General features: G+C 57.8%; 9 protein-coding genes. 1 reads left to right on the forward strand and 8 read right to left on the reverse strand.

The window, feature by feature from the left end; translation table 11 throughout:
• Nucleotides 1-73: 73 nt before the first annotated feature.
• The gene (locus HY298_02425; protein MBI3849136.1) at nucleotides 74-2,551 is read right to left on the reverse strand and encodes a protein kinase; all 2,478 of its coding nucleotides are present in this window, start codon (nucleotides 2,549-2,551) and stop codon (nucleotides 74-76) included.
• A 111-nt stretch (nucleotides 2,552-2,662) separates the two neighbouring features.
• Here HY298_02425 and HY298_02430 point away from each other — a divergent pair, with 111 nt between their 5' ends.
• A complete protein-coding gene (locus tag HY298_02430; protein MBI3849137.1) occupies nucleotides 2,663-4,843 on the forward strand; it encodes a hypothetical protein in 2,181 nt (726 codons plus the stop codon).
• Between the two features lie 76 nt (nucleotides 4,844-4,919).
• Here the strand turns inward: HY298_02430 and HY298_02435 are convergent, their stop codons facing one another.
• The 7 genes from HY298_02435 to HY298_02465 form a co-directional block, all read right to left on the reverse strand.
• A complete protein-coding gene (locus HY298_02435; GenBank protein MBI3849138.1) occupies nucleotides 4,920-5,390 on the reverse strand; it encodes a hypothetical protein in 471 nt (156 codons plus the stop codon).
• Between the two features lie 2 nt (nucleotides 5,391-5,392).
• Complete coding sequence (locus HY298_02440) at nucleotides 5,393-7,303, reverse strand: ABC-F family ATP-binding cassette domain-containing protein (protein MBI3849139.1); 1,911 nt, start codon at nucleotides 7,301-7,303, stop codon at nucleotides 5,393-5,395.
• Nucleotides 7,304-7,309: 6 nt separating this feature from the next.
• Entirely contained in the window at nucleotides 7,310-8,986 is a 1,677-nt protein-coding gene (locus tag HY298_02445; GenBank protein MBI3849140.1) for a GTP-binding protein, read from the reverse strand.
• 106 nt (nucleotides 8,987-9,092) lie between these two features.
• On the reverse strand, nucleotides 9,093-10,277 hold the full coding sequence (locus tag HY298_02450; protein MBI3849141.1) for an NnrS family protein: 1,185 nt from the start codon (nucleotides 10,275-10,277) through the stop codon (nucleotides 9,093-9,095).
• A 318-nt stretch (nucleotides 10,278-10,595) separates the two neighbouring features.
• Nucleotides 10,596-10,892 carry a MoaD/ThiS family protein gene (locus HY298_02455; GenBank protein ID MBI3849142.1) on the reverse strand — a complete coding sequence of 99 codons (297 nt, stop codon included), beginning with the start codon at nucleotides 10,890-10,892 and terminating at the stop codon, nucleotides 10,596-10,598.
• 139 nt (nucleotides 10,893-11,031) lie between these two features.
• A complete protein-coding gene (locus HY298_02460; GenBank protein ID MBI3849143.1) occupies nucleotides 11,032-12,201 on the reverse strand; it encodes an exo-alpha-sialidase in 1,170 nt (389 codons plus the stop codon).
• Between the two features lie 9 nt (nucleotides 12,202-12,210).
• Nucleotides 12,211-12,612, reverse strand: a complete 402-nt coding sequence (locus HY298_02465) for a toxin-antitoxin system YwqK family antitoxin (GenBank protein ID MBI3849144.1) — start codon at nucleotides 12,610-12,612, stop codon at nucleotides 12,211-12,213.
• Nucleotides 12,613-12,615: the final 3 nt, after the last annotated feature.

A 12,615-nucleotide genomic window follows, 5' to 3' on the forward strand; every position in this document is an offset into this window, starting at 1 on the left:
GCAGGCCACGAACGGAAGATCATCGCTGCATTTCATGCCCGCGTGAATGGCGGCCAGCAGAATGTCAGTGCGCTCATGGCTTCAATCCGCACTTGCGAATGAGCGCCTGAAAGCGTGGGTGGGACCGGATGTCGTCAAACACCGGATCGTTGAGCAAACCGAAAAGGGATTCGTTTGCTGCAAAGGCCTCCTCCAAGTTGTCCAGCGCCCGATCGTACTCGCGCAAACCGAGATAACCCACGGCGATCAGGCCGTGCATGGCGTAGCCTTTCTGGAGCCAGGTTTCCATTTCCGCCAGTGCCCTGCGCGCGCGAGCCGGATCGCCGGCGCGGGCGCAGACGTACGCCAGCATGTCAAGCCCCACGGGACTGTCCTTTTCAAGCTCCCGCACTTTGGTCACCTCGGCAACGGCCTGCCGTGGCTGATCGTTTTTCAGGTAGAGCCAGCCCAAGGTGGCGTGCAGCATGGGAAAATTGGGAAACACCTGCACCGCCTGCTGGCATTGCGACAACGCTTCTTCGGTCTTGCGCGCGTAAACGAGAGAATAGATCAGATTGGCCTTGATGATCGGTGACAGTGGATCCAGTTCCTCTGCCCGCCGCAATTCGTGGAGCCCCTCGTCGGTGCGCCCCAATTCCCGCAACATCAAACCGTACCAATGATGCACGGTGGCATCGTTGGCATTGATTTGGATGGCCCGCCTGAATTCCTCCTCCGCGCTTTTGAAATCGTAAGCCTGCATTCGCGTATGGGCCAGCACGCAGTGGGCTTCAACAGATTCAGCGTCCAACTCCAGCGCCTTCACCGCTGCGGCCTTGGCCAGAGGCAGATATTCTCTCTCCGGCCGGAGCGAGTATCCGGGCAACACCGCGTACGCACTGGCTAACCCGGCGTGCGCGGCGGCGTAGGTCGGGGCTTTGTCAATCGCCTGCCGAAAGAGCTGCACGGCCTTTTCCAAATTGTCCTTGCCGCGCTCGTTCCAAAAATGCCGCCCGCGCAAGTAGAGAGTGTGGGCTTCCGGAGCAATCGCTGTCTGGTGTGATGCCGGTTGTGCCCCGCCAGCAATTTCCACCTGCAGGCGTTCCGCAATGCGGCGCGCGATATCCTCCTGCACAGCGAAGATGTCGTCCACACTGCGGTCGTAAGTTTCCGACCACAAGTGGTAACCGTCAGCAACGTTGATCAGTTGCGCGGTGACACGCAACTGCCGGCCGGCTTTCCGCAAACTGCCTTCCAGAATCGTGGTGACGCCAAGGGCGGCGCCGACCTTGCGCAGGTCCTCCTTCCGGCCCTTGAAGGCGAAGGCGGAATTGCGCGCAACCACTTTCAGTCCGGGCAGGCGCGAAAGCGCCGTCGTGATTTCTTCCGTCAGGCCGTCACTCAAATACTCGGTGTCCTTCTCCGCGCTGAAGTTGTCGAATGGCAGGACGGCCACGGACTTTTGAGCGAGGGCGGAGACACTGGAGCTGGTCGGGGTGTCGTTATTCGCCAGTCTTGTCGAGCGCGTGCTTGCCACAAACCAGCCGGCAGCGGCGATTGCCGCGATAACCAGCACGGTCCCGAGGACCAAGCGCATTACATGACGTGCTTCATGACGGTCGGACTTTGCGGCGAGCTGCCAGAGTTTGGTCGGCTCGGCTCGCGGCTCTTTCGAGGGAGAGGTCGCCACCGGGGCGGCTGGTTCGACCCCGGGCGCAGAGGCGCGCTCGGATTCATGCCTGAGTTTGTTCAGGTCTTCAGCCAGCGCCTTGGCCGTGGCGTAACGTTTCGCCGGATCTTTCTCCAGACATTTGAATATTATGCCGTCGAGCGTCGGTGAGAACAGCGGGTTTTCGAGACCCAGTGAATCCGGTTGTTGATTGATGATCTTGTTGATGGTCTCGCCGACGGTTTTTCCGAGGAACGGCTTTTGCCCAGCCACGAGTTCGTAGAGCACAACGCCCAAGGCAAATACATCTGAGCGCCGGTCCAGTTCCCCGCCCAGCGCCTGTTCCGGGCTCATGTAATGCGGCGTGCCAACCAAAAAGCCGGTCTGGGTATCGGCGGTGGAGAGGTTGGAAACGGCACTCGCGCCGTTCCCAAAACGCTTGGCCAGGCCGAAGTCGAGCACCTTCGCCTGTCCGCGCCGGTCGAGCATGATGTTGGCGGGCTTGATGTCACGATGCAGGAGGCCCCGGGCATGGGCGGCGTCGAGCGCGTCGGCCACTTGCGCGCCGAGCGCGAGGACTTCACGGATTTTCAGGCGACGCTGCTGCAGGACCACATCAAGCGTCTGGCCTTCGACGTATTCCATCGCCAGGAAGGGCCGGCCGTCCTCGGTCTCACCAACTTCGTGAATCACGCAAATGTTCGGGTGGTTGAGAGCAGAAGCAGCCTTGGCTTCGGTGTGGAAACGTTTTCGCTGGTTCTCATTTTTCGCCAGCTCGGCGGACATGAGTTTGAGGGCAACTGACCGTTCCAGTCGCGTATCCTCCGCGAGCAAGACCTCGCCCATGCCGCCGACCCCAAGGCGGCGCAGAATGCGATAACGGGCGATCATCTGTTCTGCCATGGCCCGAAGATAGGAAACAGAAGGGACGAATTCAAGACGATTAGGCGGGCGGGCTTGGCTGAGGTCGCGATGTTTTTGACACGAGGAGATTCCACGTAATAGGCTGGCGGAGTGAAATCATTCCTCGTCCTTTTTGCCGCAAGTATCCTCGCTACCGCGAGTTTGAATGCCGTTGAGCAGGTGTCCTCTGCGCCACCGATCGGACAGCCGGGTCAATTGGCGCGCTACCGTCACGAAATGGAATCGGGCTTGCGCGGCTCCGTGATAAAAACCTACACGCTCGCACTGGGACCAATCGAACAAAAGGCGGGCGCAATTCATCAATGGATGTTTTTGCTTGCGACGAAGGCGAACGGAGATCAGTTCCGCGTCTGGCTTCTCAGCGCCGGGTTTCCGCCTCCGACGCTGAAGGCCGCACAACAAAGAATCGCACGTTACATTTTTCAGGAAGGCGACGCGCAACCCTCGGAATTTAGAAATCGTTTCACGGGTGATGCGGTGTTACCGACTCAAGGCGGTTGGCAATACCTGTTGCCCCGTGAAATCGCAAGCGACGCCAGCCAGAAGCAGGTTGAAATCTTCCCGCAACAAACGGCTTACCTTGGACATCGTTACAAACTCGAAACGGTGGAAGCGGCGACTAATGCCACGCCTCCGAACGCCAGACGGGTCGAACTTCTCCCGGATGTGCTGATCGGTGTGCCTTCCAACACCCGCACGAAGAACAACGCGCGCCGTTACGACAATTCCAACTACGAAACGGCGAAACTCACACAAGCAGATTACCAAGAGATGGCCGAGGCCGGGATTAATTGTGTTCGCGTGGATGCCGAACAGCTTCGTTGGATGGACGGTCTCAATATTTTTTATTGGGGCGTCGGCGGAAACGATGTCCCTTATCCAGAAAGTCTTTACCGGAGTTGTTATCTCGGCCCGTCCTTGTTCCTCGATGAGCCGGCGGTCACCACCAGAGATTATGTGATCCGCCCGAAATTGGAGAAGGACGCGGCCTTTCGGAAGGCGTTGACGCCGCAAACGGTTTTCGAAGCGTTTCAAGAGCACTTTCGCCATGTCGTGCAGGAAGGCGCGCCGACGAGTCTGCTCAAAGGGTTAAAAGCGCACACTGATGTGGATGTTGGGAATATGCAGTTCGCACAGGAGAATCTTTACAGTTGGGAAACGATGGTCAGCACGGCCGCGTATCAATTGTCCCAAGCGCCTCATGTTCCGGCGGCGATGGTTTTCGAACCGCCCGGTCGGGTTGGAACTCTGCGGACGCTGCCCGAGATGAACATGACCTACGGGTGCCAACTGCCGGTGGACAACCCAAAGAATTTTGCCGACATCATCTACGGTTTCTTGCGCGGCGCGGCGCGAGTGACGGACAAGAGCTGGGGCACGAGCATCTACGGTGCGGTGGACCAGGCGGACTCATTTTGGTTTCTGACTCACGCTTACGACCTCGGCGCCACGCGTTTTTTCTTTTGGGACAATGGCCCCACGGCCAGCGTCACTTACGGTGAATGTCTCGCGCTGGCGCGGAATCTCCAGACACACGCCAGAAACTTTCCGCAGCGAGATTTGCCTCGACTCAATCGTGCGGCTGAAGTCGCCATTCTCCTGCCGCCGGGCTACAACCTCGGCCATGTGCACCTGGGAAAGGGCAGTCTTTGGGGACTCGGCGAACTCAATTTGGAGCGCGTGAACCGGAAAGGCGTAAAGTATCGCGCTGTAATGAGCAACTTTTTCACGGAGATTGAGCGGTGTCTTCGGCTCGGTGTCGCGTTTGATCTGCTTTGGGATTTGCCCGGGATTCATCCATCGGGATACCGCGAAGTCGTGCGCATTCGAGAAGATGGGAAAGTGGAAGTTGAGCAGGACAGAAAGCGTAGTCTGCTGAACAAAGCGCGTGTGCCGGCGCGCCCGCCGGGAATCCCACCCGGACTTGCGGTCAAGCTATCGGCCAGGGAAGGAAAAGCGCCGTTGGAAATCACGGCGCGAGCGAGCGTCGCTGAAAAGTCCGCACCGGTTTTTTACACCTATGGCACGGACACCGAAGGCGTCTATCACAATGCCGTGGTGGCGTGGGAGATTTACGGCCCGGGTGAGGAAGATTATCGCCACCTTCAACCCGCCGGTCTGAAACCCCGTGTCACGCGAAAGGATTCGAGTTATGATGTGACCGTCAATTTTACACTGAACCGACCCGGTCACTACCGGCTTCGCACGGCGACCGTTGACCTAGCCGGGCGCAGCACCGTTACCTGGACGCCCATGGTTGTCGCAGAATGAAATGCGGGAGGATCGCTACTTCCGCTCGCCGCCCACCTTGATTATTTCCAACTCCTCCCAGCGCGAATACGGCAAATCAGTCATCTTCTCGAATCAATCGTTGCGCCCTTATCTCTCCGCGGTTGCAAAAACGACAGTGGCAAAATGGTTTCTTACCTTTTGCGTCAGGGTAATAGCGCCATCCAACGATTCTTGGCGCAGGATAAATCCGAAAGATTTCTTTGGGCAGAATCTTTCGATCAAATACAACCTCCAGTCCCATTGGGCCAGTGTGATTTGCCACAGTTGCCACCGATTCGGCTGCAGTCATCGAAAGCTTCTCGCCGTTATACATTCCAACCGAAACCACCTCGTCATCAGGAACACGAAACTGAACACATATCAATGACTTTACTCCAGTGCGCTTCAATTCACGCGCCCACTGGTGTGTGACCGAAAAATCCTTCGTGACAGGAATACTGAACACGCCCCTCTTCCCAGCCTTGATGCCATTCCTTTCAATCAACCGCTTATTCTTTGCGTCAGCAAGATGTATGAAGGAAGCCATGATTAGGTAATCGACGAAGCTGACGTCGCCTTGATCGTTTCCAACTCTTCCCACCGCGCATAAAGCTTCGCAAGCTTTTCCTTTGCGGCGGCGAGGTCGGAGGTGAGTTGGTTGGTTTGCGTCGCGTGCGTGCGATGAAATTCTGGCGAAGCGAACAGCCCTTCGATGTGGGCGATCTCTTCGTCAACGGCGTGAATTTGCGCCTCCATGCCTTCAAGTTCGCGCGCTTCCTTGAAGGAGAGTTTGCGCGCCTTCGTTATTTTCGTAGCCGCCTCCCCTGAGGGTGCGGATGGCTTGTTCAAGGCGACAATGACCGCGCTCTCACGAGACGCGGCTACAACGGAGCGTTGCCTTTTCTCCAGATAATAATCGTAGTCGCCGACGCTGTGATGGATTTTGCCGTCGCCTTCAAACGCCAGCACGTCGGTACAAACGCGGTTCAGGAAATAACGGTCGTGACTCACCACGCACACCACGCCTGGGAACGCGATCAGCGCTTCTTCCAACACGCGCAATGTCGGCAGATCGAGATCGTTGGTCGGCTCGTCGAGGATAAGAAAGTTGCCGCCGTTTTTCAAAACGCGCGCCAGCAGCAACCGGCTGCGCTCGCCGCCAGATAGATACTTCACCTGCGTCATGATGCGCTCGTCCGCAAACAGAAACCGCCTCAGATACGAGCGCACCGAAATCTTACCATCACCGAAGATGACGAACTCCGTGCCGTCGCTGACCTCCTCCAGCGCCGTGCGTTCCTCGCGCAACTGCAGCCGGCCCTGGTCCACGTAATTGAACTTGGTGAGCTGGCCAACTTTGACCGTGCCTTCAGTGGGTTTGAGTTCAGCGATGATGACCTTGAGCAACGTGGTTTTGCCGAGGCCATTCTGCCCGCAAACGCCGATGCGCTGGCCGTTCTCGAACGTGAAACTGAATCCGCGAAACAACGTCCGCCCGGCAAGGTCCATGCCGAGATTGCTCAACTCGACGACGCGATTGCCCAGTTGTGGCGGCGGTGGAATGCAAAGTTCAACGTCTTCCTCGACTGTCGGCCCATCCTGCGCGGCGGTTTCGTAGTAACGCTCGAAACGGTTCTTCTGTTTGCTGCGCTGCGCGCGCGCGCCCTGACGAACCCACGCGAGTTCCTTTTTCAAAAACATCTGGCGCTTGTGTTCGATGGTCGCGTCGGCTTCCTGGCGTTCAGCTTTTGCCAGCAGGTAATCGGTGTAGTTGCCGTCGTGTGAGAAAAAGCGACCATCCGACATCTCGACCATGCGTTTCGCAACGCGGTCGAGGAAATAGCGATCGTGGGTGACGACCAGATACGTGCCGTGGAACTCGTCGAGAAAGTCCGCAACCCAATCAATGGATTTCGGATCGAGATGGTTTGTCGGTTCGTCCAGAATCAGAAAGTCAGGCAACGAGACAATCGCACGGCACATCGCCACTCGCCGTTTCTCGCCGCCGGAAAGCGTGTCAATGCGCCGGTCAGCAGCCGGACAATTCAAGTGCGACATCGCCGTGGCAATGCGCTGATCCAACGACCAACCTTCCAGCGCTTGAATGCGATGTTCAAGTTCCTCGTGTCGCTTTGAGTCGTGAGGCAGCGATTCAAACTCCGCGATCAAATCGAGCACCGGCTTCGCGCCGTCGCGAATGTTCTCCTCGACCGACTTAGCCGCATCGAGCATGAAATCCTGCGGCAGGTAACTGACAACGAGATCGCGCCGTCGCTTGACATTGCCGCTGTCAGGCGATTGCAACCCGGCGAGGATGCGGAGGAACGTCGTCTTGCCACAACCGTTGCGCCCAACCAGCCCGATGCGATCGCCCTCTTCAATACCGAGCGTGGCGCTGTCGAGAATGGCACGCTCCCCGTAGCGCACAACGAGGTCAGTGGCGGTGAGGATCGAAGCCATGCGAAACTATTCCCTCGCCGTCTGCGCTGGAAGAGCCGAGAGCGGGACAAGCTTGTTCGTCTCGCTGAAATAATTTGCCGACCACTCGTTCTGAAACAGCGCCACGGGGTTCTTGCCAATGTCGTAGGCGAGCTTTGCGCCGGTCGGCAGCGAAAGGGCGTCGAGGTCGTCCTCCTTCAGGTCGGGCGGCAGCCAGCGCACGACCGTCCACGGGGCAGATTCAAGGCGTGACACCGCGCCGTATTCGCTTTCGAGACGGAATTGCACGACTTCGAATTGCAGTGGGCCAACCGCTGCGAGCAACGGCGTTTTCACCGATGAGTTGCGCAGATAAAGCGCCTGGATCACGCCCTCCTGCAAAAGCTGTTCGAGGCCCTGGCGGAATTGTTTGAACTTCGCGGTGTTCGGATTGTGCAGGTGCGCGAAGGCTTCGGGTGTGAAGCGCGGGATTTCCTTGTAGAGAATCTTGGGGTCGGTGGTGAGCGTGTCGCCGATGCCGAAGCTGTCGTGGCCGACGAGGCCGATGACGTCGCCGGGCCACGCCTCGTCCACCGTTTCGCGTTCGTTGCCGAAGAGTTTGTGCGAACTGGAGAGGCGAACTTTCTTCTCGGAGCGCGAGTGATGCACGGTCATGTCGCGCTCGAATTTGCCGGAGCAGACGCGGACAAACACGATGCGGTCGCGGTGCTTCGGGTCCATGTTCGCCTGAATCTTGAAGATGAACCCGGAGAACGCGGAATGCTCGGGAGGAATGTAGCCGCCGACGTGAGGAGGCGGATTGGTTTGTTCACCGTTTCTGCCACCAGGCACGTTCCGCCTCGTCACCTCGGCGGCTACGAGGGCATTTCGCCCTTTCGGACCCGGCGCGTGTTTCAAGAAACCATCCAAGAGTAACTGCACACCGAAATTATTGAGGGCGCTGCCGAAAAACACCGGCGTGGTTTTGTCCGCCAGCACCGCGGTGTCATCCCAGTCGTGCCCGGCGTGTTCGAGCATTTCCAGTTCTTCGACCGTGTGATGGAACGTTCCGTCGTCGAGCCGACCGCGGATGAGTTCGTCATGCAATCCGCCGACCTGCACCGGCGCGCGGTATTGGCCGCCGACCGTGCGCTCGAAGAGGTGCATCTGTTGCGTCTGCCGATCGAACACGCCCTGGAACTCGAAGCCGTTGCCGATGGGCCAGTTCACGGGGAACGCGCCGATGCCGAGCACGCGCTCCAGTTCATCGAGCAACGCGAGCGGGTCTTTCATCGGGCGATCGCACTTGTTCATGAATGTGAAGATCGGCACGCCGCGCTGGCGGCAGACCTCGAAGAGCTTGCGCGTCTGCGGCTCGATGCCTTTGGCCGAATCAATCACCATCACCACCGAATCCACGGCGGTGAGGACGCGATAGGTGTCCTCGGAAAAATCCTTGTGACCCGGCGTGTCGAGCAGGTTGAGGCGGTAACCGTTGTAATCAAACTGCAAAACCGTGGAGCTGATCGAAATGCCGCGCTTCTTTTCCAGTTCCATCCAGTCGGACGTGGTGGCGCGCTGGTTTTTACGCGCCGTGACCGAGCCGGCGAGTTGCACCGCGCCGCCGTACAGCAGCAGCTTTTCCGTCAACGTGGTTTTACCCGCGTCCGGATGCGAGATGATGGCGAACGTGCGCCGCTTCGAGATTTCTTCCGTAATGCTCACAATCGAGCCGCAGAAGGTAGCAGACCGGTGCATCACGACCAAGCAAGATTGGCCGCGGATCGAGATGCTCCGGGAAATCGGTAGGCACTTCCGTTCTCGCCGCGGATCATTCGTTCTCAACCTGCAACACTTTGGGCAGCACAAAGCACGACCAGACCAGCACGCCGGCAATCCAGATGACCGCGCCCCAATTGTAATGAGAAACCGTGATCTTCGGCCAGAAATCTCCGCTGATACGCGTCGCCATACCCAGGAGCATCAAGGCCACGGCGACCAGCATCCACCGGTTTCGTCCGCGCAACTTTTCCAGATTGCCGCTATGTCCGAACACGACGCGAGTCGCGACCGTAAATGTGACCACCGCAAAACCGCCAATCAAAGTCAGGTGCAGCAAGCTGACCCGAAAGGAGGGCCAAAGCGTAATTGCGACAAACCCGCTGACCAAGGCGGCGAATGCAATGCGCAAAGACGCCCCGAGCGCATTGCTGAGCTTTGGTGCCTGGCGAAACGGAAATTCAAACGCCAGATAAACCAAAGTCGTCGCAAAACGGACCGCATGCGCCGTGCGAAACCATCCTTCCACCTCCATGAAGAATGAAGCCACGATCAAACCACCGGCGACGAGGGCCAATGCCGCCTTCTTCTTCCACGCCGCTGCGGGCGCCATGCTTTCAGGAAAATCGTGCGGGCTGGGCAGCCCAAAAAATCGCGGCAGAATGAACGGGCCGATGCCGAGGATTGGAAGCAGAACGAATCCTTGATAACATAACAGCCGTTGCAGACTGACCCAGTACGCGCCCGCCTCGTCTCCCCCAGGTTGAAACACCGCCAGCAAAGTTCCCGCGGCGACGCACAAGAAGGCCAGACCGACCAGCACAAATCCGGGTGGTGGCGTGTCCTTACGATGGCTTGCCCGCCTAAATATCAGGACGGCGAAGAAACTGAGCAGCGCGAGAAATAAGCTGTCGCCCCAAATAATCTTCTGCATTGCGAAAGCGACAACCATGGACAGATGCAGCCCCAGGAGCAGCAGCACATTTCGAAGCCCAAGCGGCGGCGCCGACAGCATGCGGGGCATGGCCGTTCCCAGAAATCCAAACATAAATCCGCCAAAAAGCCCGTAGGCCATGATGCGGGCGTGTGCCTGGCCCGGGTAAAGGCTGATTAGTCCGCCAAAATGCAGTGGCCAAAGACTGACGCCAACGATTCCCGCCAGCACTCCTTCGGGGAAGAAAAGGCGGAACGGTTCTTTGCCGACGTCGCTCCATGTAATCTGTTTTGCCTGGTTCACATCCATATTCTTGCTTACAGTCTTGATGACGCTGCTGCTATTCCCAAGTTCAAATCACGCGCCCTCAACGCTCCCTTTGCCGGGGGCGAAACCTTTTTCCAGGAAAGACATATGTTTGGCTGCGGGGCGCGCAAAAGACGTGCAAAGGTTACACGCAGAAACTTCGTTCGGAACACGGTAAAACGTCCAGTTCTGCAACGCCCGGATCAGCACTTCCTGAATCACGTCTCCGGCGAAGCGAACGTATTCGACCACTCGGGAGGATTCCGGCGCCTGCCCCTTCTCGGGTGCGATTCGTTTTGCTTCGATTCCGTGGCTTCAACCTCCAGCCATCGCCCCGACAATCAGAAACGGTTCCGCGCCATTGACGACTTCTTCGGGCAACTTCGTCTCTGGTGATTCGAGCGACAGGTCTTCTTTGCAGGCGAAAAACCTGATGAATGGCCGGCGCTTCAACGTGTCGTGGTCGCGGATTGTGCCTCGCAGCACCGGATACTGGACTTCGAGCGCATCGAGCACCGAGCGCAGCGTGACCGGATTCTCGACTTCAAGCTCAACCTCGCCATCCAGGTGCGCCAGGTTGCGCAGATGATATGGAAGCACCACGCGAATCATGAGAAAAGTTCCAAGCTCCAACATCCAAGCTCCAGAGAAATACCAAGCGCCAAATACCAAAGCAAACAAGCGCCAGCAGGTGATTCGGTGGTGGGTGCCCGGTGCTTCCCTGGAGCTTGGTGCTTGGGATTTGATGCTTTCATTTCAGCGTTTGCACTTCCACCGAATAAACCGCCGGCAGATTCTGCACGACGGGCTTCCACGAGTTGCCGCTGTTCGCCGAGCAATAGACCTGCCCGCCCGTTGTGCCAAAATACACACCGCACTTATCGAGCGAATCCACCGCCATCGCGTCGCGCAGCACGTTCATGTAACAATCCTTTTGCGGCAGTCCTTTCGTGAGCGCTTCCCATTCGTTGCCACCGGTCTTGCTGCGATACACGCGCAGTTTTCCGTCAGGCGGATAATGCAGCGAATCGCTCGTGATCGGCACGACGTAAATCGTCTCCGGTTCATGCGCGTGAACATCAATCGGGAAGCCAAAATCCGTTGGCAAGTTTCCGCTTACCTCGGTCCATTGGTCGCCGGCGTTGTCAGTGCGGAGTACGTCCCAATGCTTCTGCATGAACAAAACGTCTGGGCGCGACGGATGCATGGCGATGCGATGCACGCAATGGCCGACTTCCGCATCCGGGTCGGGGAGTTCGTATTGAGACTTCAGGCCGCGATTGATGGGCTTCCACGTTTTGCCACCGTCGTTAGTTCGGAAAGCGCCCGCTGCCGAGATGGCGATGTAAATGCGGTTGGGATCCTTCGGGTCGAGCAGGATGGTGTGCAACCCCATGCCACCCGCTCCGGGTTGCCAGAGGTGTCCTTTGGCTTTGCGCAAGTCGGGAAGTTCCTTCCACGTTTTACCGCCGTCAGTGGTTTTGAAGATCGCCGCGTCCTCCGCGCCGGCAATGGCCGTGTCCGGGTCGGTCAGCGACGGCTCAATATGCCAGATGCGCTTGAACTCCCACGGGTGCTGGGATCCGTCGTAAAACTTGTGCGTGCCCACCTCGCCCTCGTAGAGGAACATGTTGCTCTTGCCGCCCTTGGGAAAACCATCCGGCCCCATCAAATCCTCGAGTTTCGTTCCGGGTGGATTCCACGTTTTGCCACCGTCGTCCGAGCGCTGGATTAACTGGCCGAACCAACCGCTCGTCTGCGATGCGTAGATGCGGTTTGGATCCACAGGCGAGCCTTTAAGATGATACATCTCCCAGCCCGCGAAATGCGGCCCGCTGACTTCCCAATTCTGGCGCTTGCCGTCGGCGGTCAGAATGAACGCGCCCTTCTTCGTGCCGACCAGTAATCGAACTTTGCTCATGGTAGTCTCCTATTTTGATTTGTGTTTTGTAGATTTAATCAATTTGCCCCTGGCGTCATAGACGCGCCACTCGCCGACCTTTTGGTTTTTAGCGAATCTGCCCTCGTCATATAACGCGCCGTTTGGATGGTAACGTTTCCAGACGCCCGATTTCATTTCCGCTACGAACGAACCCGTTTGCAGCAGTTTGCCATTCTCGCGATACCATTTCCATGCGCCGGTCATTTTTCCATTAACGAATTTGCCCGCGGCCCGCAATTGTCCGTTGCGCAGATAATACTTCCACGTGCCGACTTTCGCGCCATCGCGATACTTACCGATACAAGCCAGCGAACCGTCCTTGTAATGCTCCTTGAATACGCCGCTCTTCAAGCTGCCGTCGGCGTCGCTAGCGCTTTGGTCCAACTTCATCGG

Source organism: Verrucomicrobiota bacterium (assembly GCA_016200005.1).
Classification (GTDB): domain Bacteria; phylum Verrucomicrobiota; class Verrucomicrobiia; order Limisphaerales; family PALSA-1396; genus PALSA-1396.